General features: G+C 59.8%; 26 protein-coding genes. 8 read left to right on the top strand and 18 right to left on the bottom strand.

All coding sequences use genetic code 11. From position 1 onward, the window contains the following. Nucleotides 1–5 precede the first annotated feature (5 nt). Both miaA and ACLI1Q_RS07570 read right to left on the bottom strand, forming a co-directional pair. Nucleotides 6–905, bottom strand: coding sequence for a tRNA (adenosine(37)-N6)-dimethylallyltransferase MiaA (gene miaA, locus ACLI1Q_RS07565; RefSeq protein WP_239269528.1), 900 nt, complete (start codon nt 903–905; stop codon nt 6–8). Next, a complete protein-coding gene (locus ACLI1Q_RS07570; protein ID WP_239269527.1) occupies nt 887–1,507 on the bottom strand; it encodes a hypothetical protein in 621 nt (206 codons plus the stop codon). The genes miaA and ACLI1Q_RS07570 overlap by 19 nt, the downstream gene beginning before the upstream one ends. A 136-nt stretch (nt 1,508–1,643) precedes the next feature. Between ACLI1Q_RS07570 and ACLI1Q_RS07575 the strand changes: the two genes are divergently transcribed. Continuing rightward, complete coding sequence (locus tag ACLI1Q_RS07575; RefSeq protein ID WP_239275494.1) at nt 1,644–2,948, top strand: DUF349 domain-containing protein; 1,305 nt, start codon at nt 1,644–1,646, stop codon at nt 2,946–2,948. Further along, nucleotides 2,948–4,048 (top strand): GNAT family N-acetyltransferase, encoded by a 1,101-nt coding sequence (locus tag ACLI1Q_RS07580; RefSeq protein WP_239275492.1) that lies wholly within the window; start codon nt 2,948–2,950, stop codon nt 4,046–4,048. The genes ACLI1Q_RS07575 and ACLI1Q_RS07580 overlap by 1 nt, the downstream gene beginning before the upstream one ends. Here the strand turns inward: ACLI1Q_RS07580 and ACLI1Q_RS07585 are convergent. From ACLI1Q_RS07585 to ACLI1Q_RS07605, 5 genes are all read right to left on the bottom strand, one after another. Next, nucleotides 4,045–4,671 (bottom strand): hypothetical protein, encoded by a 627-nt coding sequence (locus ACLI1Q_RS07585; protein WP_239269524.1) that lies wholly within the window; start codon nt 4,669–4,671, stop codon nt 4,045–4,047. The genes ACLI1Q_RS07580 and ACLI1Q_RS07585 overlap by 4 nt on opposite strands. Before the next feature lie 22 nt (nt 4,672–4,693). Beyond that, a complete protein-coding gene (gene miaB / locus ACLI1Q_RS07590; protein WP_284771451.1) occupies nt 4,694–6,220 on the bottom strand; it encodes a tRNA (N6-isopentenyl adenosine(37)-C2)-methylthiotransferase MiaB in 1,527 nt (508 codons plus the stop codon). 183 nt (nt 6,221–6,403) lie between these two features. Further along, nucleotides 6,404–7,003: a recombination regulator RecX gene (recX, locus tag ACLI1Q_RS07595; protein ID WP_239275489.1), complete on the bottom strand. Its 600-nt coding sequence runs from the start codon at nt 7,001–7,003 to the stop codon at nt 6,404–6,406. Between the two features lie 39 nt (nt 7,004–7,042). Next, nucleotides 7,043–8,179: a recombinase RecA gene (recA, locus tag ACLI1Q_RS07600; protein ID WP_023030598.1), complete on the bottom strand. Its 1,137-nt coding sequence runs from the start codon at nt 8,177–8,179 to the stop codon at nt 7,043–7,045. A gap of 181 nt (nt 8,180–8,360) precedes the next feature. After that, nucleotides 8,361–8,576 (bottom strand): DUF3046 domain-containing protein, encoded by a 216-nt coding sequence (locus ACLI1Q_RS07605; protein WP_023017347.1) that lies wholly within the window; start codon nt 8,574–8,576, stop codon nt 8,361–8,363. 130 nt (nt 8,577–8,706) lie between these two features. Between ACLI1Q_RS07605 and ACLI1Q_RS07610 the strand changes: the two genes are divergently transcribed. The 3 genes from ACLI1Q_RS07610 to ACLI1Q_RS07620 are packed head-to-tail and all read left to right on the top strand — an operon-like array spanning nt 8,707 to nt 10,599. Then, nucleotides 8,707–9,270: a biotin transporter BioY gene (locus tag ACLI1Q_RS07610; RefSeq protein WP_239269522.1), complete on the top strand. Its 564-nt coding sequence runs from the start codon at nt 8,707–8,709 to the stop codon at nt 9,268–9,270. After that, nucleotides 9,270–9,962: an energy-coupling factor ABC transporter ATP-binding protein gene (locus tag ACLI1Q_RS07615; protein ID WP_284771450.1), complete on the top strand. Its 693-nt coding sequence runs from the start codon at nt 9,270–9,272 to the stop codon at nt 9,960–9,962. Before ACLI1Q_RS07610 ends, ACLI1Q_RS07615 begins: the two co-directional genes overlap by 1 nt. Nucleotides 9,963–9,975: 13 nt before the next feature. Then, the gene (locus ACLI1Q_RS07620) at nt 9,976–10,599 is read left to right on the top strand and encodes an energy-coupling factor transporter transmembrane component T family protein (protein ID WP_255716860.1); all 624 of its coding nucleotides are present in this window, start codon (nt 9,976–9,978) and stop codon (nt 10,597–10,599) included. A gap of 124 nt (nt 10,600–10,723) precedes the next feature. Here the strand turns inward: ACLI1Q_RS07620 and ACLI1Q_RS07625 are convergent, their stop codons facing one another. From ACLI1Q_RS07625 to pgsA, 4 genes are all read right to left on the bottom strand, one after another. Next, nucleotides 10,724–11,581, bottom strand: a complete 858-nt coding sequence (locus ACLI1Q_RS07625) for a PspA/IM30 family protein (RefSeq protein WP_126319241.1) — start codon at nt 11,579–11,581, stop codon at nt 10,724–10,726. A gap of 133 nt (nt 11,582–11,714) precedes the next feature. Then, a complete protein-coding gene (locus ACLI1Q_RS07630; RefSeq protein ID WP_005278839.1) occupies nt 11,715–12,092 on the bottom strand; it encodes a helix-turn-helix domain-containing protein in 378 nt (125 codons plus the stop codon). An 8-nt stretch (nt 12,093–12,100) separates the two neighbouring features. Next, entirely contained in the window at nt 12,101–12,616 is a 516-nt protein-coding gene (locus ACLI1Q_RS07635; RefSeq protein WP_239269520.1) for a CinA family protein, read from the bottom strand. A 3-nt stretch (nt 12,617–12,619) separates the two neighbouring features. Further along, entirely contained in the window at nt 12,620–13,204 is a 585-nt protein-coding gene (pgsA, locus tag ACLI1Q_RS07640) for a CDP-diacylglycerol--glycerol-3-phosphate 3-phosphatidyltransferase (RefSeq protein WP_239269519.1), read from the bottom strand. 59 nt (nt 13,205–13,263) lie between these two features. Here pgsA and ACLI1Q_RS07645 point away from each other — a divergent pair, with 59 nt between their 5' ends. Next, entirely contained in the window at nt 13,264–13,554 is a 291-nt protein-coding gene (locus tag ACLI1Q_RS07645) for a YciI family protein (protein ID WP_239269518.1), read from the top strand. Between the two features lie 10 nt (nt 13,555–13,564). On the opposite strand, the gene ACLI1Q_RS07650 is transcribed toward ACLI1Q_RS07645, so the two are convergent. The 7 genes from ACLI1Q_RS07650 to dapB form a co-directional block, all read right to left on the bottom strand. Next, on the bottom strand, nt 13,565–14,686 hold the full coding sequence (locus tag ACLI1Q_RS07650) for a TerC family protein (protein ID WP_411696941.1): 1,122 nt from the start codon (nt 14,684–14,686) through the stop codon (nt 13,565–13,567). 169 nt (nt 14,687–14,855) lie between these two features. Next, nucleotides 14,856–18,077 (bottom strand): FtsK/SpoIIIE family DNA translocase, encoded by a 3,222-nt coding sequence (locus ACLI1Q_RS07655; RefSeq protein ID WP_239275498.1) that lies wholly within the window; start codon nt 18,075–18,077, stop codon nt 14,856–14,858. Nucleotides 18,078–18,349: 272 nt separating this feature from the next. Then, nucleotides 18,350–18,988 (bottom strand): TIGR03085 family metal-binding protein, encoded by a 639-nt coding sequence (locus ACLI1Q_RS07660; RefSeq protein ID WP_239269545.1) that lies wholly within the window; start codon nt 18,986–18,988, stop codon nt 18,350–18,352. Nucleotides 18,989–19,053: 65 nt separating this feature from the next. Continuing rightward, nucleotides 19,054–21,210 carry a ribonuclease J gene (locus tag ACLI1Q_RS07665; RefSeq protein WP_411696942.1) on the bottom strand — a complete coding sequence of 719 codons (2,157 nt, stop codon included), beginning with the start codon at nt 21,208–21,210 and terminating at the stop codon, nt 19,054–19,056. Nucleotides 21,211–21,212: 2 nt separating this feature from the next. Next, complete coding sequence (dapA, locus tag ACLI1Q_RS07670) at nt 21,213–22,121, bottom strand: 4-hydroxy-tetrahydrodipicolinate synthase (protein WP_239269516.1); 909 nt, start codon at nt 22,119–22,121, stop codon at nt 21,213–21,215. A 54-nt stretch (nt 22,122–22,175) separates the two neighbouring features. After that, nucleotides 22,176–22,922 carry an FAD-dependent thymidylate synthase gene (thyX, locus tag ACLI1Q_RS07675; protein ID WP_239269515.1) on the bottom strand — a complete coding sequence of 249 codons (747 nt, stop codon included), beginning with the start codon at nt 22,920–22,922 and terminating at the stop codon, nt 22,176–22,178. Between the two features lie 4 nt (nt 22,923–22,926). Continuing rightward, a complete protein-coding gene (gene dapB / locus ACLI1Q_RS07680; protein ID WP_239269514.1) occupies nt 22,927–23,673 on the bottom strand; it encodes a 4-hydroxy-tetrahydrodipicolinate reductase in 747 nt (248 codons plus the stop codon). A gap of 124 nt (nt 23,674–23,797) precedes the next feature. Between dapB and ACLI1Q_RS07685 the strand changes: the two genes are divergently transcribed. Together ACLI1Q_RS07685 and ACLI1Q_RS07690 are read left to right on the top strand one after the other, a co-directional pair. Then, entirely contained in the window at nt 23,798–24,187 is a 390-nt protein-coding gene (locus tag ACLI1Q_RS07685) for a VOC family protein (RefSeq protein WP_239269513.1), read from the top strand. A 118-nt stretch (nt 24,188–24,305) separates the two neighbouring features. Beyond that, nucleotides 24,306–25,037 (top strand): AMIN domain-containing protein, encoded by a 732-nt coding sequence (locus ACLI1Q_RS07690; RefSeq protein ID WP_239269512.1) that lies wholly within the window; start codon nt 24,306–24,308, stop codon nt 25,035–25,037. The last annotated feature ends 43 nt before the right edge of the window (nt 25,038–25,080 follow it).

The raw sequence follows: 25,080 nt of genomic DNA on the forward strand, positions 1-25,080 counted from the left end.
CTACCCTAGCGCCGAAGCGCATACAAAGCCTGGGCCATAGTATCGCCCTCGGCATCGAGCCAGGTAATGCGCTTATCGCGGTTAAACCAGGAACGCTGGCGGCGCACGTACCGGCGGGTGCCAGTAATCGTGCGCTCCACGACATTCTCCCAGGTCAGCTCGCCGCGCTGGGCTTGTAGAACCTGCGCATAGCCAATGGCGCGACCCGCGGTGGAATCGGCCACAAGCCCCTTATCCTGCAGGCGCTCGACTTCCTCGACGAGGCCTTGCTCAAACATGAGGTGCGTGCGCTTTTCGATGCGCGGGTTCAACCACTCGCTATCAGTCCGCAGCCCCAGCAGCTTCGTCCCCCACCGGGGCGGGCCGTTCTTCGGCGGCTGGCTGGCCTTAAAGGACTTGCCGGTCAGCTCGATGACCTCGAGCGCCCGGACGGTGCGGCGGGGGTCTTTGTCCTCGATGATGGCGGCGGCGGCCGGATCGACGCGTGCGAGCTCGGCGTGGAGTGCATCCGTTCCGATATCGGCGCGGCGGGCCTCGTATTTGGCCCGCACCTGCGGATCGGTGGGCGGGAATTGCCAGTCATCCACCAACGCCTGGGCATAGAGCATGGATCCGCCGACGAGGATGGGCGTCTTGTCGCGGGACATGATGTCCTCGATATCGCGCAAGGCCGCCTGCTGATAGCGCGCCACGGAAGCAGTCTCCGTCACGTCCCAGACATCGAGTTGGTGATGCGGGATGCCTTCGCGCTCTGCGGGGGAAAGCTTCGCGGTCCCGATATCCATGCCGCGGTATAACTGCATGGAATCGACATTGACCACTTCCCCACCCAGTTCATGGGCAAGGGCCAGCCCGAGCGCGGATTTGCCGGACGCGGTGGGGCCAACTACTGCGATGGGGCGCATGTTACCTCCCAACCTGCCACGTAGCGGCCTACCCCGAGGGTGGCGTCCGTCGCCCGGACCTGCGCGCGCTTGGGCGTGCAGGCGGCAAGCTCGAGCCAGAGCGCTGGCTCTTCCACGCCGCGTTGCTTCAGCCATTCGGCCTCGCTGCTTGCCGATGCCCCCATCAACACCTCCTCGCACCACCGGTGCGCCTCCTGCGCGCCGGGGATAAGGGCCAGCGGTGCTCTCTCGGTAAGCCCCGCGCTGCCGTCTGCGACCACGATGCTAAGGACCTTTGGGTCTGGCGTGCCCAGGCGGTCGCGGCTATCGCGCACCGTTATCTGTGGGACCGTGGAAAGGACGTAGCGGGCCATGATTTCTGGCAGGTAGTTTCCGGCGCCCACGTGCACCTGGTCGGCTCCCCAGGCGCGTAGGCTTCCCGCGTGGCGGGTATGCCACCGCGAGGAGCGGGATCCGATAATTTCTGCTTCGCCAATGCCGGCGGCTGCGGCTTCGACCGCCAGCGTGCGCGCCGCTGCCAGCAGCGCCCGCGAGGCGGCATCGTTGGGGGCTAGCTCGACTGCCAGCGCCGGCGAGGCGGCCATAACCATGAGATTGAACATTATTCCTCCATACTATCTACCCAAGAGGAGGTAATTAAATAGATTCTAGGCACACGGCGATTTTTCGCGGTAATGTAACCAGTGATTTCATCCGGCAGCCGTGACGCGCGGCGATATATGTCTAGGAGGGCTTTCCATGTCTCCCACCCCTACCCCAGGTTCCATGCCCAAGAAGGGCCCCCGCCCCACAGCCAAGCCCGTGCCCGTGCAATCACCGAGCAAGAACGATCCGGCCAAGTGGGGGCGCGTCGATGCCGATGGGTCCGTCTTCGTTTCCGCCCCCGAGGGCGAGCGCAAGATTGGAGAATGGCAGGCAGGCTCTGCGCAGGAGGGCCTCGAGCACTTCGGCGCCCGGTATGATGACCTAGCCACCGAGATCGAGCTCCTAGAGGCTCGCCTGCGCGCCAACCCAGGCGAGGCCGCAGGAATCAAGCAAACCGCCGCCGAACTCCGCGAGACCCTGCCTACCGCTGCGGTCATTGGCGATATCGCGGCGCTGGATCGCCGCCTCGCTGCGGTTATTGATCACTCCGTTGTGGCCGGTGAGCAGGCGCAGGCGGAGCGGGAAAAGCGCCGTCAGGACGCGATTGCGGCGAAGGAAAAGCTCGCCGCCGAGGCCGAAGAGATTGCCGAAAACTCTACGGAATGGAAGGCCGCCGGCGACCGCATCCGCGCCATTTTGGAAGAGTGGAAGCAGATTAAGGGTATCGATAAGAAGACCGATGACGGCCTGTGGAAGCGCTACTCTCGCGCCCGCGATTCCTTTAATAGGCGCCGCGGTTCGCACTTTGCGGATCTCGATCGTGCCCGCGCGGCGGCGCGAAAGAAGAAGGAAGAACTCGTCGAGCGCGCCGAGGCCATCCAGGACTCCACCGATTGGGGCCCCACCGCCCGCGCCTACCGCGATCTAATGGCGGAGTGGAAGGCGGCCGGCCGCGCCCCGCGCGAGGTCGATGACCAGCTGTGGGCGAAGTTCCGCGCAGCGCAGGACCGCTTTTTTGATGCCCGCAATGCGGTCAACGACGAGCGGGACCGCGAGTTCGCCGAAAACGCCAAGGCGAAGGATGCGCTGCTTGCGGAATACGACAGCCAAATCGACCCATCGCAAAGCATGGACAAGGCCAAGGCTAAGCTGCGTGAGCTGCAGGAAAAGTGGGAGGAAATCGGCTTCGTGCCCCGCAACCAGGTGCGCGAGTACGAATCCAAAATTGAGCAGCTAGAAAAGCGCGTCACCCAAGCAGAAGAATCCGAATGGCGGCGCACCGACCCTGAAGCGCAGGCTCGCGTGGCCCAATTCCAGGCGAAGGTGGAAGACTTCAAGGCCCAGTCCGCGGCCGCAGAGGCTAAAGGCAAGGAGAAGAAGGCCGCGGAGCTGCGCGCGCAGGCGGAGCAATGGCAGGAATTTGCCGATGCCGCTGCCAATGCCGTCAACGATAAATAGTGCACCTCGTTCAGATTGCGCGCCCAACCCAGGTAGCCGAGGCTGAACCGGCGGATTGCATCCGTTCCTTTGTTTTCTGGGCAAACCTGGCGGCGCAGGAAGCAAGCGGCGATGCGGCGGCCTCGACTTCGCCTAGCCGCGTGGTGCACCGCCTGCAGGGTTCGGGCGAATCGCAGACCTACCTTTTCGCGGTGGTCGATGGGCCGGCGACGCTCGGGCCCGTCTCCGAGCTCGGTCTGCCCCAGATCCCCGCCACCGCACCGAGCCCCGAGCTGGACTACGTGGGATTTATCCACATCAGCCTGCCGCTTTTAGAAGAGCGCAATGCCGCGGAAATCGAGTGCGTCCTGTGCGATCTACCGCTGCCCGGTGAACCCCTTGATGCCGAGGGGCACAAGGTGGCTACCTGGATGGGAGATACCGCCTTAAAAATCACCCAGCAGCTCGGCCGCAGCGTCGCGCACGTGGGCCTGCTGCACCCGCCGGAGACGGCGCCGGAATATGACGCAATGGCGGCGGTCTACCAATCCCTGGGCTTTACGCAGCGCCATAGCGAGCGGCAACTAGCCATCGATATTCCAGAGCACCCGGCTGCCGCCCTCTTTCCGCCCGGGCTTTCGGCCGCGATATGGCAGGACTATGCCATTCCGGAAGAACATATCGACGATGTCATGCGCCTTTTAACGGTTGCCTCCGCGGATGCCGATACCGGCACCTTATCCACCGAGCCCATCGTCTGGTCCCGGCAGCGGTTGGAAGAAGCGCATCAACGCCTGCGCTCGCGGCGCGGACATACGCTGCTCGTGGCGCTCATCGATGATGCTGGGGGCATCGTAGCGCTCACGGAGCTAGCACGGCACGAGGCCGCAGATCCGGAGGTCTGCGAATGGACCCTCACCGTCACCGACCGCGACCACCGCCGGCAAGGACTGGCGCAATTGGCAAAACTCACCGCCCTGCACGAGGTCAACCAAGCGTGGCCACAGGTGCGCCGCTGCTATTGTTCCGTCGCAGCCGGCGACGCCGCCATGAACGCGCTGTATGCGCGGCTCGGGGCGCGGGAAATCTCCCAGTCTTCTGCCTGGGAGCTCCACCTTTAGCCCTCGTGCTGGTGGCGGTGGCGCTCGGCGGCCTTTTTCCGGCGGTCATCGACAAGCATCTCCTGCGGCTGCGGGGACGCAATATTGGATTGGAATTTGCCTACCTCATCCAGCTGGCCTGCCGAGGCACGAACCTTTTCTTCTGCCGCGCGCTGCTCTGGGCTACGCCGCAGGGCGACGAGGCTAAAGCCCAAGAAGGCCAGGAAGGTTGCCAGCATGCCCACCCACATGCCAATGGCCGGGCCGTCCGCAGTAGAGCCGCGGTACCAAAAGCCCCACAGGTTAACGAAGAAAGAAACCGTCACCATCATCCACGCAATCAGCCCGAAGGTGGCGCGGCGGGTCAGCAGGGTTGCCGTCGTCAGCACGCCCACGCCAAGTAGCGCGAGCCACGCGGAGATGGTCTCCATCAGCGAGATCTTCACCCCGTCCTCGGTGGTGCCAAAACTTAAGGCCTGCCACCCGTGGGCGGAGCCGGCATAAGGAACGATGAGGTAGACAATATAGGCCGCCACAGCGATCCACAGCGTCACCTTTTGCCCACGCAGATCCATGGTTTGTGCTGCTCGGCGCTCCGCCTGTGCCGCTTCCTGGGCGGCAGTGGTGGTATTTCGCTCTCTCATGGCACCCTAGCCTACTCCCCGGTTAGCAGCCGCAAGAATCCGCTGCGGCAGCGCCAGCAGGCTTGCCGATGCCCGGCAGCCCCAAGCCCACCCCAATCGGAGCGGTAGTGGGGGTTTGGCCCGCTGCCGACATGTCGCCGGCCTTGGTGCGGGTGTGGACGCTTACTGCGGCATCGGCAAGCAAGAAGAACGAGCCTGCGCCCGTGACTTTGGTGCGCACGACGTCGCCGGGGCGAATCTCGGCGGAGATATCCGCGCCGTTGTCATCAATAGGGCTAAAGTGCACGAGGCGCCCATCCCGAGCTCGACCCGACATGCGGTGGGTCTCATCGTTCTTGCGTCCGCCCTCAGCTTGGACCAAGAGCTCCACCTCAGTGCCCACGAGCTTCTGGTTCTCTTCTGCCTGGATGCTATCTTGCAGCGCAACGAGCCGCTCGAAGCGATCCTGGACGACTTCCTTGGGGACTTGGTTGTCCATCTCCGCCGCAGGGGTGCCAGGGCGCGGGGAATACTGGAAGGTAAATGCCGAGGCGAAGCGGGCGCGGCGGACCAAGTCCATGGTGGCCTGGAAATCCTCTTCGGTCTCGCCCGGGAAACCAACGATGATATCCGTGGTAATCGCCGCGTTCGGAATCTTCTCCCGCACCTCATCGAGGATGCGCAGGAACTTCTTCGTGCGGTAGGAACGACGCATGTCCTTCAAAACCTTATCCGAGCCAGATTGCAGCGGCATGTGCAACTGTGGGCACACCGCCGGGGTTTCCGCCATGGCGTCGATGACATCCGAGGTGAATTCCGCCGGGTGCGGGGAGGTAAACCGCAGGCGTTCGAGGCCGTCGATCTTGCCCACTTCGCGCAGCAGCTTCGAGAAAGCAAAGCGATCGCGCGGCATTTCTGGATCGGCGAAATTCACGCCATAGGCGTTGACGTTTTGGCCCAAGAGGGTGACCTCAGAGACGCCCTGATCCACCAGCGCCTGTACCTCGGCCAGAATATCGCCTGGCCGGCGGTCCTCTTCCTTACCGCGCAGGGAGGGAACGATGCAGAAAGTGCAGGTGTTATTGCAGCCCACGGACACCGATACCCAACCCGCGTAGGCGGATTCGCGCTTAGCAGGCAATATGGAGGGGAACGCCTCTAGCGAATCGACGATCTCGACCTGGGCTTCCTCGTTATGGCGGGCGCGCTCGAGAAGGGTGGGCAACGCTGCCATATTGTGGGTTCCGAAGACCGCATCCACCCACGGCACATTGTCGAGGACGGTGTCCTTATCCTTTTGTGCAAGGCAACCGCCCACGGCGATTTGCATGCCAGGATGGTTCTCCTTCGTCTTCTTCAATGCGCCCAGCGTGCCGTAGAGGCGCTTGTCGGCATTTTCGCGGACAGCGCACGTGTTAAAGACGATGAGATCCGGCTCCGTGGCCTCGTCTGCGGCCGCGTAGCCAGCTTCCTCCAGCAAACCGGAAATGCGCTCGGAATCGTGCACATTCATCTGGCAGCCGAAGGTTCGGACTTCATAGGTACGGGTTTCAGGAATTGTCTGCTCCACGTCGGCATAGTTTAGCCATCACCCAGAACAACTCATAACCGTCGCAACTCGGCACCCGTGCAGGCACGTGGGTGGGATCGGGCACGCCGTGAGGCGCGTTGGGGCACGGGCCCGCGATGGGTGGGGCGCGTGTGCGAGTCACTAGGTTGGAGCCAACAAGGCACTAAGCCCCATCCGCCGGATTTAAGGAGAAGACAGCTCCTCGCACCGTTCATCAAGGGCGCTAATGGCGATGTTTAAAGACATCCCCTCGTTGAACCCGCGGCGCGCCAATACTCCCACGATCCTGCGTAGCGCCTTTTCCCGTTCCTTCCTATCTGCAGGAACGGATTTCACGCTGCGCGCCTTCTTTTCCGCCAAGGCTCGGGCCATCGCTTCTTCATCGGCCGCGTCAATTTGGGTGAGGGCTTCGTCTCGGTCTTCTTGACTTACGCCCTTCTCCCAGAGCTCGCGGTCGAGGACGCTGCGCGATTTCCCCCTCCGCTTATGCCGCTGCCGCACCCATTCGGCGGCAAAGGCGGCATCGTCAATTAAGCCGGCATGGGCCAAGTCATCGAGGACCTCGTCAACCACCTCAGGGTCGAATTCGGCCTGTACTAAGCGGTCGTACAATTCCTGACGGGACCGCGAACGCTGGTCGAGCAGGCCCAATGCGCGGGACCGCACCTTTGATTTTGCCTCTTCGGCCTCCCGATCAAAAAGCCCGCCCCCGGCTTCTCCTTTTTCATAGGCTTCAAGGGCCTGGCGGAGTTGCTCTAGCTTGTCAGGGGCGGGTTGATTCATAGCGCGGGTGTTAAGCGGTGGGAGTGTTGGTGGACAGGCTTAGTCGTCATCGAAGTCGACGTTTGGGACCAAATCTACGGATTCATCCGTCAATGGGTCATCGGAGCCGGGGACATCCATGGCGGTAGCTTCTTCACCATTTGCCGCCTCTTCCCCAATGCCGAGCTTCTGGAAGATCTTCTTTTCGATCTCATTGGCAAGGTCGGGGTTGTCCTTCAAGAAGGAACGCGCCTTTTCCTTACCTTGGCCCAGCTGATCGCCTTCGTAGGTAAACCAAGAACCGGACTTGCGGATGAAACCGTTTTCTACGCCGAGATCGATGATGGAGGACTCGCGAGAAATGCCCTCGCCGTACATGATGTCGAACTCGGCGATCTTGAACGGCGGGGAAACCTTATTCTTTACCACCTTGAGCTTCGTGCGGTTACCGATGGCGTCTTGGCCATCCTTCAGCGTCTGGATACGGCGGATATCGCAGCGCACGGAGGAGTAGAACTTCAGCGCTTTACCACCGGTGGTGGTCTCCGGGGAGCCGAACATCACACCAATCTTCTCGCGCAGCTGGTTGATGAAGATTGCGGTGGTGCCGGAGTTATATAGCGCACCGGTCATCTTGCGCAAGGCCTGGGACATCAGGCGGGCTTGCAGGCCGACGTGGCTATCGCCCATCTCGCCTTCGATTTCCGCCTTAGGGGTCAGCGCCGCCACGGAGTCCACGACGATAATGTCGATAGCGCCGGAGCGCACCAGCATGTCCGCGATTTCCAGAGCCTGCTCACCGGTATCGGGCTGGGACACGAGGAGGTTATCGGTGTCGACGCCTAGCAGGCGTGCATATTGGGGGTCGAGGGCGTGCTCGGCATCGATAAACGCTGCAATGCCGCCGTCTTTTTGCGCCGAGGCAATGGCATGCAACGCCACCGTCGTCTTACCGGAAGACTCTGGGCCATAGATTTCCACAATTCGCCCGCGCGGGAAGCCACCGATGCCCAGCGCCACGTCGATTGCCGTGTTGCCGGAAGAAATGGCCTTGATGGGCGGGCGATCATCATCACCCAAGCGCATAACGGCGCCCTTGCCATAATCCTTTTCGATCATGGCCATAGCGGCATCTAGCGCCTTCTTGCGGTCATCTCCCTTGGTTGCGGCTGAGGATGATTTCTTTTTCGTTGCCATTGTTATAAATCCTTATCTCGTACGACGCTGCGTGAACACTTAATTAGACTGCTGCAGAACCCTAAATGGTTCCGCCCTCATTGCGATCCCACTGTAGTCGCCCACACCGACACCCCAACTAGAGTACATACATCTGTTCGAATATCGAAAATAGACACACCTTTTCGGCTTTTCTGAGACCCTATAAGGATGGGTAATCTACGCCGAGACGGCGCTCTTGGGGAACATCGAAGTCATTGCACAGCCCTATCCAGACACGGCGGGGATCGACGCCACGTTCGATAAGCTCATCCGGCGTTCCATTAAGCTCTGATAAAACATGCGAATGGCTAATCCACGCCCCTTTTGATTCGCCAAATTCATCCACAACCAGTTGGTGGTACTCCGTCAATCGCATGCGCGCAATCCTACCCACCACCATGGAAATATTTCCAAAACTTTTACCAGGACCCCAGAATTAGCTTCCTTGAACGACGTTCAAATTGGTGTGTCTACAGCGTTTTTCTCCAAGGTGCTAATCTTTGTCCATGCAAAAGAACTCCGTGGCAACCACCATTGCCTATGTAGCGGTATTTACCGCCCTCGTTATCGTTTTAGCCTTCGTTTCTATCCCCGTAGGCACCGCCGGCGTGCCCATCGTCTTGCAAAACGCCGCGCTCATTTTGTCCGGCCTCATCTTGGGCGGAAAGCGCGGGGGCTACGTTGGCTTGCTATTCCTCTTTATCGGTTTGGCATTGCCCGTTTTGGCAGGCGGTGGCACCACGCTCCGCGCGCTTGCCGGCCCTACCGTGGGATACATCATCGGTTACGTACTCTCCCCTATCGCCGCCGGCGCCATTGCTTACCGCGCCCCACGCGGGAAGGGCGGGATGACCGTGGTACTCGCTATCGCAGCCATCGTTGGCCTTCTCGTGCAATACACCTGTGGCGCGATCGGCCTGATGCTTCGCTCCGGATTGGACGTCGGCCCGGCCATCGCAGCGCAAGGCCCATTCGTCCTCGTTGACACCGCAAAGCTCGTCGTGGCCGTTATCATTGCCGTTGGTGTTCACTCCGCATTCCCCGACCTGATGGGTAGGAAGGCCTCCTAGTGCCCACCATCGACTTTTCCTCGGTCACGGTAGCTTTTGATGAGACGGTGGTCCTCAATGACATCAACCTCACTTTAAGCGAGCAGCGGATCGGCGTCATCGGTCAAAATGGCGGCGGAAAGTCCACACTGACCCGGCTTATTAATGGCCTGGGTGAGCCCACCGCGGGTACCGTCACCGTCGACGGCATCAATCCCAGCGAGCAGGGCAAGAAAGTGCGCGAAAAGGTGGGTTTTGTCTTTTCCGATGCCGAAAATCAGATCGTCATGCCCAATGTACGCGATGACATCGCTTTTTCCCTGCGCCGCTTCAAGCTATCGAAGGATGAGCGCAATGCCCGAGTAGACGCCGCCTTGGAACGGTTCGGGCTCTTAGAATTTGCCGAGCGCTCCCCGCACACTCTTTCTGGTGGACAAAAGCAATTGCTCGCCTTAGCCGCAGTGCTGGTCATCGACCCAGTGCTCATCATCGCCGATGAACCAACGACGCTGCTTGATCTCCGCAATCGCGACCGCATCAAGCGCGAGTTCGCGCAGCTTGACCAGCAGCTCATCGTCGTTACTCACGATCTGGAATTCCTCACGGATTTTGACCGTGTCATTTGTATCGATGACCACAAGGTTGCCGCCGATGGCGCTCCCCAGGAGGTCATCGATTTTTACAGAGATCTCATGGCGCGGCGGCCACTCTAGAAAGCCACCTCTAATGACCCGACGCAGAACCAATATTCCGCTATCCGTATATGTTCCGGGCACGACGGTAATCCACCGGATGAAGCCCAGCTGGAAGATACTCATCTTGCTGGTATTTATCCTGGTTACCAGCATCTTTTTCAATACTCTGCCGTGGGCAGGCGGTGCGGTGATCGCCGCAGCGCTAACCTATGTCATCGCCCGCATCCCCCTACGAATTGCCTGGAGCCAACTCTGGCCGCCCCTGGTCATCCTCATTCCCCTTGCCGGTTTCCAATGGTGGGCGAAGGATTTTGACTACGCCGCGGTGATGTTCCTCAATATTTTGGCGGCCATGATTCTGGCCTTTTTGCTAACGCTCACTTCGACGGTCGACGCCATCATGGAGTCGCTGGAAGAATCCCTCCAGCCGCTGAATCGTTTCGGCGTCCCGGTAGAAAACATTAGCTTGGCGATGTCCCTGACTATCCGCCTCATCCCCCTCATGTTCGAAACGATCTACGAGGTTCTCGATGCCCGCAAGGCTCGCGGCGCTGGGTTCTCCCCCTCGGCCTTTGTCACGCCCGTCATCATTCGCTCCATTCGGCGCGCTCGGGCCATTGGCGAAGCCCTTCAGGCCCGCGGCGTCGGTGACTAAGAAAACTTAGGCACATACACTGATAGCGCGACAAAGCCTCCGACTTCCCCACCGCTCAACGCGGCAAAGGAAAGATCGGAGGCTATTTTTCAATTAGCGCTACGACAAGCGCGGGATGAGGAAGTTACTCTCCGCGCAGCTCTCGCAAGCGAGCCTGGACGGCATCATCATTCGAGGTCGGCTGCGCTGCCTGATCCGCAGCAGAGCCAGAGGCCTTATTGCCCTCGATGGCCTGGGTGCGGTTAGATTCTACGGACTTCGTGGAGTTCATCTCGCTACGGATCTGCTCCAAGCGGGAGTGGCCGGCCATCTGGATGCCCGCCTGCTGCACCTCGGCCATACGGTTTTCGACGGAATTTTCCGCCAACTCCGCTTGGCCCAGAGCCTTGGAGTAACGGCGCTCAATCTTATCGCGCACGGCATCGAGCGAAGGCGTGTTGCCGCCTGCAGAAAGCTCGTTCATGGAGTTCAAAGACTCGGAAACCTTTTCCTGCATCTTTGCCTGCTCCAGCTGCGATAGCAGCTTCGAACGCTCATCAACCTTCTGGCGCAGGGCTGCATTATTGCGTTCTACAGCGCGCTTAGCCTGCTCAGCCTGTTGCAATGCCTGGTCGTGGAGCTTCTTCGTGTCCTCCACAGACTCCTCTGCGGTCACCAACTGAGCGGCAAAGGCCTCGGCGGCGTTCTCGTACTCCACGGCCTTGTTTTCATCACCATTGGCGCGCGCCTTATCCGCAAGCTCGAGCGCCTGGCGGGTATTGCCCTGCAGCTTTTCGACCTCGGCTAGGCGACGGTTAAGTTGCATCTCCAGCTGGCGCTGATTGCCAATGACCGCCGCAGCTTGCTGCGAAAGCTCTTGGTGCTGACGTTGGGCATCTTCGATGGCCTGCTCAATCTGAATTTTCGGATCGGCATTCTCTTCGATTTTATTATCGAACAGTGCCATCAGGTACTTCCAACCCTTAACAAATGGATTCGCCATTATGCTCTAGACCTTTCTAAGGAATGTGGTAATGCGTCGCGTTGTCGTGTTCATAGTAACCCAACGCCTAGGGCTCTGCCGCTACTAATCGAAGGTATCCACCGCGGCAATTCTTTTCAGAATCGCGCACGCGTTAAAGCTCAGAAGCAGCCGGCGCGGTATGCGCGAGCTCTTCATCCATCGAGGGCAGCGCCATATAACCGGCAGCCTCGATCAGGACGTCCGACACCGATGCGTCGAGCGCGTGGCACACGGAGGCCAGTAACTCAGAAGAAACTTCCTTGCGGCCCCGCTCGAGCTCCGACAAGTAGCCCGGTGACACGCGGGCAACGCTAGCCAATTCGCGCAGGGTAACCGACTTGTCCGCGCGGAATGCACGCAGGGTCAGGCCCAATGCTTCACGCAGGAGTGGTTCTGGGGCGCGGGCAGGTTGTGGCGCCGATGGTGCCGCTGCCGCAGGTTCCGCGGCAGTCTGCGCCGAGTGGTCTAGGACTGCTGTAGAAATGTTCATCGTACGTTTTAACGCTCCTTCGATGAAATTTGTTCCCCACTGCTAGGAAAATTTTTGATGATCGCACCAAGTTGGGCGATTGCTGCTCCTACCGTGGCCTTTCTGATGTCGTTGCGTTCAGTGCCCAAGTCGCGCAAACAATAAGACTGCGCTATGCGGCCCGCGGAATAGATTCCTAAAAATACCGTGCCGGGATCTTTTCCTTCTTGTTTATCTGGCCCGGCAACGCCGGTAAGCCCTAAGCCCCAATCCGCCCCCGTTTCCGCAACTGCGGCGCGGGCCATATCGACTGCGGTTTCGCCAGAGACGACGCCTACGCGTTCGATCTCAGAGACTGGTTTATCCAAGAAGTGGGACTTTACCTCTGTGGCATAGGTAATAAGGCCGCCGCGCAAGACGGCCGATGCTCCAGGCACCGAAGCGATGGTAGCGCTGGCTAGGCCGGCAGTCAGCGACTCGCAAAAAGCCACGGTCTCGTGGCGCTCTGTTAATAAGGCAACGAGGTCAGATTTTGTGAAAGCCATTGTTTAACTATTTTGCTTTTGTCCATCGATGAGATACTGCACGCCGGTAATGACCGTTACCACGACGGCCATCCACATGATGAAGGAGGTAGGAATATCCATCCACGAGGGAAGCGGCCACAAATATAGGCCTACGGCAAAGGACTGCAGGACGGTCTTCAACTTGCCGCCTTTAGAGGCTGGGACGACTTTTCCGCGGCGCAGCAAGGCCATGCGCCAGATGGTAATGCCGAATTCCCGGATCAGAATAATGACGGTAACCCAAACCGAAAGCTGATCGACGATATTGAGACAGACAAGCGCTGTGGTCATGAGCGCTTTATCAGCAATGGGGTCGGCGATCTTGCCAAAATCGGTAATCAACCCGCGGGCGCGAGCAATATCGCCATCGAGCTTATCCGTGAGCATTAAGGCGGCGAAGACGCCAAAAGACCACCACTGGTGGCCGCCGATGACCAGCCATGCAAAGACCGGAATGAAAACGATACGCAGGCAGGTAAGGACATTTGGCAGATTCCAATTAGAGACCTGCGGATTCACATCCGAGGACTGCGCTGACTGTGCTCCGGGTTGATTCACCCTATACATACTACCCGCTTGGGTTATGGTCTCGCGGCACACTCCCCCGAAAATTTATACTGTCCGGTATGAAATATTTTGCAGTCAACTATGAATATAACCCGGCCAACCCAGAGATAGCGAAGGTCCGCCCGGCCCACCGCGAGTTCACCGGGAAACTATTTGATGAGGGCACCATCGTGGCCTCGGGACCGTTCACGGATTCCCAAGGAGGCGCGCTCATCGTCGTGCGCTTTGACGATGATGGCACCGAGGTCGCCGATGTCATCCAGCTGATGAACGATGATCCCTTCTATCAAGAAGGCTGCCTCCAGGGCCGCAGCTTCCGCGAGTGGAACCCGGTTAAAGCCCGCTTCTAGGCTCTCCCCCCTAGTTGGGTAGGTCTTCCTTGGACAGATCCTCGGCCCTGCCCAGGTAATCGCCGCGCGTATTGCGTACGATCTTATTTCCTTCCTCATCCCAGTCGTAGTGGTTGTGGGATACGGCCACTACGCCTTGGGTTTTATCGCGCATGTTCTTAATAACCGATGCAAGAACCGTGATGACCAAGACTCCAACAATGACCACCAGCGAGCCGATGGTGGAGATTTCCGGCACGGATTCGATATTGTCGCCGCCATTGATAAACGGCAGGTTATTCTCGTGCAACGCGTGGAAGAGCAGCTTGACACCGATGAAGCCCAGGATGATGCCCAGGCCGTAAGGCAGGTAGACGAGGCGGTCCAAGAGGCCATCGATAAGAAAGTACATTTGGCGCAGGCCCATCAGCGCGAATACGTTGGTGGTAAAGACCAAAAACGCCTCTGAGGTAATGCCGTAGATTGCCGGAATGGAATCGAAGGCAAACATGACATCGATAAGCCCAATGGATACCAGCGCGACGAATAGCGGCGTGAAGGCGAACTTGCCCTTCTTCGAGCCATCGTCCACGCGGTGGGTGAGCTTATCCCCGTGGTACTGCGGGGTGACATCTACCGCCTTGCGCACGAGCTTGATGATGGCCATATCGTTCGGGTTGGTCTCCGGCGCATCCCGAATCTCATCGATGACCAACTTGATGGCGGTATACAGCAGGAAGATGGCAAAGAGGTAGAAGATATCAGACCACGCCGCGATGACCGCCGCACCCAGCAAAATGAATACGAGGCGGAAGACGAGGGCGATGATGATACCGATGAGCAGCACCTTTTGCTGGTACTTGCGCGGGATTTTAAAGGATCCCATGATAAGCGCAAATACGAAGAGGTTATCCACGGAAAGCGCCTGCTCTGTGACATAACCGGTAAAGAATTGGATGCCGTGCTCATGGCCCCATACGGCCCAGACAACGCCGCCAAAAACTAAGGCGACGGCAATGTAGAACAAGGTCCACAGGCCCGACTCTTTCAGGGTGGGCTCATGTGGACTGCGCACGTGAGAATAAAAGTCGAATATAAAAAAGGCTAGAATCACCGCACCGGTGACCAGCCACACCCACAATGGAACGTTCATCGCGAGATCCCTCCGGTCGAATTTACTTTAAGAAAGTGACCGGAGGTCTCCCCCGCCCAGCGGATATTCCTCGCTGGGCCGACACGACCGGGAGCGCACAGCTACCGTGTTGACGATCTATGCCGAATGTGGGGTACTCCCCTCCAAGACCGTAACCATCTTACACTACTTAGAAGGCCCCGGATGATGGGTTATAGGTCGCTTGCACCGTCCGCGTATCGGAATCGGGGGAGTCGGGGGCATCGGAAAGAGCGGAATCTGCGGAATCGCCGCCATCATCGTCTTCTTCCTGGTTCATCTCGTCCTGGATTTCCTTGGGGGCATCGGCAGGGTCGGCGCCCTTAATCATCCACAGGATGGTATCGAGCTCTTCCGGCTTGACCAGCACCTCGCGCGCCTTGGAGCCTTCCGATGGCCCGACGACGCCGCGCGATTCCATCAGGTCCATCAGGCGGCCCGCCTTGGCAAAACCGATGCGCAGCTTACGCTGCAGCATTGAGGTGGAACCCAGCTGAGCGGTGACCACCAGCTCGACGGCCTCGAGGAGATCATCCATGTCCTTGCCAATGTCATCGTCGATCTCCTTCTTCGCCTCGGACTGCTTTTCCTCGGTCACGCCCTCGGTATAGTTCGGGGCGGCCTGGGATTTAGCGGCCTCAACCACATCCATGACCTCGTCATCGGAAACGAAGGCACCTTGCATGCGCACTGGGCGCTTGCCCTGCGGGATAAATAGACCATCACCCATGCCAATGAGCTTTTCCGCACCGCCTTGGTCCAAGATAACGCGGGAGTCGGTCAAGGACGAGGTGGCAAAGGCCAAGCGGGAAGGCACGTTGGTCTTGATAAGGCCGGTAACCACATCGACGGACGGGCGCTGAGTAGCAAGCACCAAGTGGATGCCGGCGGCGCGGGCCTTCTGGGTGATGCGGACGATGGAGTCCTCGATCTCCTTCGGGGCGGTCATCATCAAGTCCGCCAGCTCGTCGACGACGCAGACGATATAAGGATACGGACGAACCTCGCGCTCGGAACCTGCCGGTGCCTGGTACTCGCCGGAGACAACCTTGCGGTTATAGTCCTCGATCTTGCGCACGCGCGCGGCCTTCATATCCATGTACCGCTGCTCCATCTCTTCTACCAGCCACTGGAGGGCCGCGGCGGCCTTCTTCGGCTGGGTAATGATGGGCGTAATCAGGTGCGGGATGCCCTCATACGGCGTGAGCTCGACCATCTTTGGGTCGACGAGGATCAGGCGTACCTGCTCCGGGGTGGCGCGGGTAAGCAGCGAGACCAGCATGGAGTTCACGAACGCGGACTTACCGGAACCGGTAGCGCCGGCAACCAGCAAGTGCGGCATCTTCTGCACGGAAAAGGACGTATATTCGCCCTCGATATCCTTGCCCAGGCCAATCAACATTGGGTCCGGGGAAGACGTCATGCTGGGCGCGTCCAAGACCTCGCGCAGGTGGACCATTTCGCGGTCCGGGTTAGGCACCTCAATACCCACCGCGGACTTGCCCGGAATCGGCGTGAGCAAACGCAGGTTATCGGTAGCCACGGCATAGGCCAGGTTGGACTGCAGGTTCGTAATCTTCGAAACCTTCACGCCTGGTCCAAGCTCAATCTCATAGCGTGTCACCGTGGGGCCACGGCTAAAGCCCGTCACTTGAGCATTGACGTTGAACTCTTCGAAGACATCGGTAATGGCCTCGATGATGCGGTCATTGATCTCGGTGCGTTCCTTCGCAGGCGTGCCTGGGGTCAGCAGATCGGTAGAGGGCACCGCATAGTTGTCGTTGCCAAATTGCGCAGGCGCGGGGGCTTGGGGCTGTGCGGCAGGCTGTTCCGCCCCCGCGGTGGATTCCACCTGTGCGCCGGTGGCCGCATCGCGCCCAGAACGCTCGCGGAATAGGCGCCGGGCCTCCTCGTGCGCCGAAGAGACAGCATCGGAACCGGCCTTGGCGGCACCAGCGGCAGCGGCTCCGGCGGCAGCTCCAGCACCAGCGCCCTTGGCCTTGCCGGCTGCACCTGCGGCACCAGCCACACCAGAAGCAGCGGCAGCACCGGCGCCAGCGGCCCCAGCGGCTCCAGCACCAGCGCCGCGGCCAGCCCGCGACTTGCGGCCGGTGGAAGAACCACCGGTGGCAGAACCCAAGACGCGGGTGGGCTCGCTTTCTGGCAGGGCCTGTTGGGTGGATTCGGAAGCCTCTGCGTAGTCAGCGTCGTCTACTGCCGGGAAGGCATCGGTATCCCCCATTTGGGAGTCCGAGCCGTAGCTCAACTCTTCGTCGTTGCGGTCCACCGGCTCATAGCCCGCGCGGACCGGGGTGTTGAAGGCGACGGTGTGGTCGTCCTCGGGGGCATCGGCAAGCGATTGCACCGGATAGGGGCTGCCAGTCTTGCGCGGAGTGGACGTGCTGCGGCGCTTCGGGGCGGGGCGCTCGGAACGCTCGCGGCCGTGCGCAATATCGTCGATATCGCCAGACACGTGGCCGTAGAGATCGTCATCCTCGTCCGCATCATCGTAATCTGCATCGCTGCCGCCAAAGCGGGAAAAGGCCGAGCGCAGCGAATCCGCCACGAGCTCATAGGCCTCGCGGATGGTGATACCGGTGACCAGCAGCGCGCCGTAAATGATGACGAGGAAGAGCAAGGGTACTGCAACATACGAGGTAAACGCGGCATCGAGAATCCCGCCGATGGCAAAGCCAACAATACCGCCGGCCCCGCCCGCGGTATCGGTGGTAAACCCAAGCGGCGGATTGCCGGCAAAGATGTGGATGAGGCTCAGCATCGCCAGCACGATAATCGTCGTGCCGCCCGCAATACGCGGATTAATGCGCCCGGATGGACCATCCATTTCCATCATGAGCGAAATGGCCAGCGCGACGAGCGCAATGGGAAGTACCCACGCGCCGGCGCCGATGACGTAGCGCACCAGGTTGCCTACCCAGGCGCCCACCTGGCCGGCAACGCCAAACCACACGGTGGCGGCGAGGACGATGGATACGCCGATGAGCACCAGGGCAACCGCATCCGGATTATTGACTCGCAACCCGCCCTGCGGGGAAGCCGCCTCCTCCTCGGCAGCCTGTGCCTCCTCTTCGGCTGCGATATCGCGCGCGCGAGTTACCTTGCTTTTCTTCTTTTTTCCGGCGCTATCAGAAATTTCCTGTGGCTCCCTTGCTCTCTCGAAATCCTCCGTGCCGTCAGCAGTTACATCCTGGCTCGGCTTCAGGCCCGCAAGGCCATTGCCTAGGCCGCGGGCAACATTGCCCATTCCGCGCGCGGTGGCACCAAAAGCGGAGCCAAGCCCCTTGCCGACGGCCCTAAATGCACTCCCCGTACGCTCTTGCGTCGTTCCTGCCGCGCGCCCAGACGAGGTCATCTCCAGCGTCTCTGGCACACCGGCGCTGGACTGGCTGCGACCAGATGGCCGCGACCTGTTCGCTTTCCGGCCAGGCGCGCTTTTCGATGCTCGCGTCTGGTTCCGGCGCGATCCGCGAGAGGAGGCATTTTTGGCAGACATGTCATTTACCTTAACCGGAAAACCCCACAAATCACATACGCCACACGCTTGGCAGTGCTAGTTGGCCGGAAATTATCCCGCGTCCGGACCAAAAAGGCGCAGCATGGGCCACAAAATCGACTTTATCTAGCCTACAGGGTTGACATCTTGATGGCTGACTCGTCGCCATTGATGGTGACCTGCACGACATCGCGCCCGTACGCCCACAGCAGGAGTTCGCCGACCTCCCCGCTTACGCGGACCACGCGATCGCCGCGATCGGCTACCCCGTGCTTATCTGCCACGACGATGCGCGGCATCCCGTCCGGCTGCAGGATCACCGGCTGGGTGGATTTACGCAGGCTCAATTTGGCCCAGATCTTCAAAAAACGGTGCAGCTTCTTCTGCACGGCGACAGAGAAATCGCGGGGTTCGGTCTGGCCATTGGCGCGACGGATATCCTCGTGGTGGATAAAATGTTCGCCCAAATTTTGCTGGGCATCGAGAAAACGTGCGGGGTTGAACTTTGCTGGTCCCCTCCCCCAGGCATCGACAAGCTCATCGAAATCGCGGCGGGCAACCTTGGCGGATTCCTTTTCCAGGTGGGGCTGCAGGACCGAAAGGAACATGCCCGCTGCGGCATCGGGACGGTTTTCGCGCACCCACAGGTGGGCAACTAAGTCGCGCGTGGTCCAGCCTTCACACAGCGTGGGGGCGTCTGGACCTAGCTGATGCAAAAGCGCGACCATCTTGGCGCGTTCGGAAGATGAAAACGACATGTGCCCCAGCATACCGAGGTCATCGAAATGCTGGGGCACAGAAACTATGCCGGAATTAAATCCTTTTGTAGGAGAACCTACAGGGACTCGCGGCTGGCGTCGACATCGGCGTCATCGGCAAGCAGCGTGCCTGAATTCGTCGGCACGATGGTGGGCAAAATAACCGGCTCGCGCTTGTACTTGGAATCCATGAGCTTGGAGACCTTGCGGCGCAGCTTTTGCACCATCCGGTAGGTGTCATTCTCGCCCTCTGCGGCGAGATCGTTCATGGTGTTTTCCACCATCTCCGCAACCTCGGGCACAACGCCGCGGTCATCATCGGAGAAACCGGTGGTTGCCACGGTTGGGTGCTCGAGCAGGCGGGAGGTGCGGTTATCAATCACGCAGGTAATGGATACCACGCCGCCGGCGCCCAGGTTGGTGCGGTCTGCCAAGGTATCGGCATCGACATCGCCCATGGACACTCCATCGACGTAGAGGTGGCCAACCTGCAGCTGGCCGACAACCTCCGCGCGGCCCTTGCGCAGATCTACCACGACACCGTTTTGCGCCAAGACCGTCCGGTCGCGGGCCACACCGGTGGAAATCGCCAATTCCTTATTGGCACGCAGGTGGCGCCACTCGCCGTGGACCGGCATGGCATTGCGCGGGCGCGCCGCGTTGTACAGGAAGAGCAGCTCGCCGGAGTAGCCGTGGCCGGAAGCGTGGACCTTGACGTCCTGGTTGGTAATGACGTTGGCACCGATCTGGGACAGCATATTGATAACGCCGAATACGGCCTCTTCGTTGCCCGGGATGAGCGAGGAGGAGAAGATGATGGTATCGCCATCGCGCACCGTGATCTGGCGGTGCTCGCGGCGGGCCATGCGGGACAGCGCGGCCATCGGCTCACCCTGCGTACCAGTGGTAATGAGCATGGTCTTGTGCAGAGCCATCTTCGCGGCCTCGTCGATGGGGATGATGGTACCGCGCGGGACCTTCAAAAAGCCCATCTTTTCCGCGATTTCCATATTGCGCATCATCGAACGGCCATTGAAGGCCACCTTGCGGCCATTGGCCACGGCAGCGTCGATGGCGGCCTGCACGCGGTAGACGTTCGAGGCGAAGGAAGCCAAGATGACGCGCTGCTTCGCATTAGCCACCAAGCGCTTGAAGTTGGCCGGGATATCGCCCTCGGAGGCGGATACACCCGGCACGGTGGCGTTGGTGGAATCGCACAGCATGAGGTCGACGCCCTCGTCGCCGTAACGAGACAGCGCCGGAAGGTCGGTCGGGCGATTATCCAACGGGGTCTGGTCAAGCTTGATATCACCGGTGTGGATGATATTGCCTGCCGGGGTGCCCAGCATGATGCCGAGCGCATCCGGCACGGAGTGGTTGACCGCCCAGAAGCGAACGCGGAAGCAACCGTAGGTCACGTCAGACTTCTCGTTGACCTCGACGAACTTCGGCTTCTGGCGGTGTTCCTTACACTTGGCCGCAATAAGCGCGATGGTGAAACGGGAAGCCACGATGGGGATATCCGGGCGCAGCTTCAGCAGCCACGGGATGGCACCGATGTGGTCTTCGTGGGCGTGGGTGACCACGAGGGCCTTGACCTTGTCGATCTTCTTCTCAATCGGCCCGAAGTCCGGCAGGATGAGGTCCACGCCAGGCTCGCCAGACGATGGGAAGAGCACGCCGCAGTCAATGATGAGCAGCTCATCGCCGTACTCAAAGACGGTCATGTTGCGGCCGATTTCGGAGATACCGCCCAAGGCGTAGATGCGCAGCGTATCCTTCGCCTGCTTTGGCGGTTCCGGCAGGCGCTTGGTCAAATCAGCACCCTGCATGGACTTCGGCACGTTGCGGCGGCCGCGGTTATTGTTATTGCGGCCACGGCCCTTGCCGTTGCCGTTCTTTCCGTTGCCACCGTTGTTGTTATTATTATTGCCACCGTGGCCATTGCCGCCGTGGTTATTTCCCTGGCCATTGCCATTATTGCCGTTTCCACCACGGCCACGGCCGCGGCCGCCACGGGAACGCGAGCGGCGGCCGTTGTTATCGCCGTCGTTCTTGTTATCGGCAGAGTTATTCTTGCCAGAGTTGCCCTGGTCTTCATTTCCGGCAGTGCCGGCGTTATTTGCAGGGGCCTGAAATACGGGCGAAGCCGCCTCATTGGAGGCGGTCTCAGTTTCCGAAGGTGGACCCGCCTTGCGGGTGACCTTGCGGGAACGGTTACGGGGTTCAGTCATTCTTAAAGGACTCCAGATTGTTCCAAATCACGGCGAAGTACCTCGCGTTCCTCCTCGCTCGCGGCGGTAACAGGAAGGCGGGGATCGCCAACTTCAAAGCCCTGCAGGCGCAGAGCTTCCTTTGCAAATGTCGCTCCGCCCAACCGCGCCTGAGCGCGGGTCAGTGGAAGAAGCGTTGAGTAATTTATTTCTTGCGCGCGGGCCAAATCGCCCGCATCGAAAGCTTCATAGAGTTCTACCAAGGCACGCGGCGCAGCGTGCCCGATGACGGAGATGAAACCCGAAGCACCGAGGGATAGCCACGGCAGGTTAATCGGATCGTCACCGGAGTACCACGCCAAGTCGGTTTCTTGGATGAGTTCTGCGGCCGCGGAAAGATCGCCCTTAGCGTCCTTCACGGCTTGGATAGTCGGCAATTCCGTAAGGCGGCGGAGCGTATCCGACGCCACTGGGATGCCCGAGCGGCCAGGGATGTCATAGACGCAAATCGGCAGATCCGTAGAATCAGCAACTGCGGCAAAATGCTCGTAGACGCCCTTTTGGGAGGGCTTGGAGTAATACGGAGTCACAACGAGCAAGCTATCGGCTCCTGCGGCGGCGGAAGCTTGGGCAACCTCAATCGAGGTTGCGGTGTTATTCGTTCCGGCGCCCGCACAGATCCGGACGCGGTCTCCCACTTCCTCTTTTACGGCCTTGAGCAGCTCCAACTTTTCGTCCAAGGACGTGGTAGGAGACTCGCCCGTCGTTCCACCCAAGATGAGTGAATCCACGCCGTTGTCTACGAGATGAGCTGCCAGGCGGCGACCCGCTTCTACATCCAGCGCACCGTCACGATCAAACGGAGTGACCATGGCGACGCCAATGCGACCGAAGGTGTCAACGCCAGTCTTTGCTGTCATACCTGTGCTCATAGCCGTCAAGGTTACCCGCTAGTGCACCTTTTGGCCGCATCGGGGTGGCGCGTGTTAAGCGTAAGGGCTTGCGGCCATCTGCGTTCCATCGGCCAACGTGGTGATATGGAAGTCATCGAAAAGCGCTGGTGCTTGCTCCTGCAAATGCTTCAAGCACTCCACCGCCACTTCGCGCAATTCCGTATCAGCATGCTCAGCCGCCCGCGCCCCAATGAAGTGGCGCCACGCGCGGTAATTGCCGGTAACGACGAGCCTGGTTTCCGTCGCATTGGGCAATACTGCGCGCGCCGCCTGCCGCGCCTGCTTCTTTCGCAGCAGCGCATTCGGCTCATCCAGCTTTTCTTCCAAGGCCTCTAGCAGCTCATCGTAGACAAAACGGGTTTCATCCACGGCTTGCATGACCAATCGGCGTAATTGCTCATCTTCTTCCACCAGCTTGGGCAGCGCTACGTGCATCTCATTAGGGTGCACAAAGCGCTGGGATAGCTGCGAAAAGGAAAAATGCCGGTGGCGAACCAATTCATGGCTGGCTGAGCGCGAGAGCCCCGTGATGTACATCGTGGCCGTGGCGTGTTCCAATAGCGCCGTATGGCCTACCTCCATGATGTGGTGCAGGTAGGCGGAGTTCGTCGCGGTGCGCGGGTTGGGTTTGTCAAAAGACTCATAACACGCCCGTCCTGCGAATTCGACGAGGGCCTCGCCATCGGTCGCCGTCTCATCGGCACGCCACTGCGTTCCCTGTGGCGGGTGAAACTCGGTGGCGGCAATGAGCTGGATATTTAGCTCACTCGCAGTGGCCATACCGCTACAGCCCCAGGTACTTGTCTAGCCCGACAACCAATCCCGGGTGCTGCGCAATCTCGCGCACGCCGACCAAAACGCCAGGGGTAAAGGAGGAACGATCGTAGGAATCCTGGCGGATGGTCAGGGATTGCCCCTGCGCACCGAAAATGACCTCTTCGTGGGCCACCATGCCGCGGGTACGCACGGCATGCACCGGGATTCCGTCTACATTCGCACCGCGCGCGCCCTCGAGGGACTTTTCCGTCGCATCCGGCATCTCGCCCAATTCGGCATCGCGGCGCGCCTGGGCAATGGCCTCTGCGGTGTGGATGGCGGTGCCGGAAGGCGCATCCAGCTTGGTGGGGTGGTGAAATTCAACGACCTCTGCGGTCTCGAAAAACTTCGCCGCCTGCTTGGCAAGCACCATGGTCATCACGGCAGAGATGGCGAAATTCGGTGCGATCAGCACGTTGCCAGCACCTTCTTGGCGGGTCCACTGCTCCACCTGGTCCAGGCGCTCTTTATCAAAGCCAGTGGTGCCCACCACGCAGTGAATGCCGTTCGCGATGCAAAACTCCAGGTTTCCCATCACCGAATCAGGCTGGGTGAAGTCCACGATGACCTCTGCGTGATTATCAACCAAGTGCTGCAGGTCATCCCCGCGGCTAATTTCCGCTACGAGCTCTAGATCATCTTCGGCATGAACGCCTTCAACAATCGCTTTGCCGACGCGCCCCTGCGCTCCCAAGACTCCTACTTTGATCGCCATTGCGGGCCTCACTTTCTTAACAACTTTGAGTTAAACCTTTGTTTCTTTCCCATCCTATCGCGCTCGCCCATCCGCGGCGGGCGGGCCTCCGAACGGCAAAAATACCACTGCTAGACTGGGCGTCATGCAGATTTATATTGCGTCCGTTCCAGTAGATGACGTTGCTCGCGCCCACGATTTTTATGTCGATGTCCTAGGTTTCCGGGTAAAAGATGACGTCACGCACGGCGATTTCCGGTGGCTAACGGTCACCAACGCGGACGGCGACGGCAGCGTTGAATTGCTGCTTGAACCCAAGGGTCACCCAGCCGCCAAAACGTACACCGAGGCGCTGAAGGCGGATAATATCCCGGTCACCCAATTCTTGTCGCAGGATGTGGAGAAAGAATACGCCGAACTCAAGGACAAGGGCGTGGACTTTACCATGGAGCCCACCGACGTTGGCCCCTCCATTACCGCAGTCTTTGACGATACCGTGGGTAACCTCATCCAGCTCGTCCAGTTGAAGCGCTAGGCCCACGCCTTCGCTACTTTCCCTTATACAACAATTGCATCACTTCCCCAGTTAGGCCACTTGTGTACCGGTAGAATTGGAAGAGACAACAAGGTAGACAACCTAGGAAGTGGTCAGAATGTCTCGATCTACTCTCACCCGCGCTATCGCTGCTGGCGCCGGTATAAGCTGCATGCTCTCGCTGGCTGCTTGCGCTAGCCCCAGCGATGACGAGGCCGCCGATGCCTCATTTGCCACGCAGGAGGAATCAACCAGTTCCACCGCTGAGTCGACCACGTCTGCGGCAAAGAAATCAGAGCCTACCACCACGACCACTGCCGATGACCCAACCAAGACGGTAGAAGACACCGCCCCGTTAAGCCATCATCAGCAACAAGCGCAGGGCAATGATCCAAAACCTGCTTTTGGCGGTATGGGCACGCCCTCCCTCGAGGATCAGCGCCACCTACCTCCTGGATTGGGTGGCCTCGTCCCCACCGGGATCCGAGTAGCCGCGCATGACTCTTTTACCCGCGTCGTGGTTGATCTTGAAGGCGACGGAGAAGCAGGGTGGTTTACTACCTATACGGATCAGCCCGCCCACCAAGCATCGGGGCTTCCGGTCGAGGTCAAAGGCGCCACTTTCCTCAACCTTGGTATCGAGGGCACCCCGTGGCCATCGACGCCGGAGTTAGAACAAAGGTTTATGGATACTGGCATCACACCAGGTGCCGGTGTCGTGCAAGAGATCAACTACACCACCACCTTCGAGGCGCAAACGCAGTTGGTCATCGGGCTAAAGAAGCAAACGCCTTATTCCGTGACCTTCCTGCAAAACCCCAAACGCCTTGTGCTTGATTTCCAGAACTGAGTGATCACGGCGCAGGCATAGAAAATGGCCCTGTTTCCCACCA

The sequence above is a fragment of the Corynebacterium limaceinasi genome, from assembly GCF_046717465.1.
Lineage (GTDB): Bacteria > Actinomycetota > Actinomycetes > Mycobacteriales > Mycobacteriaceae > Corynebacterium.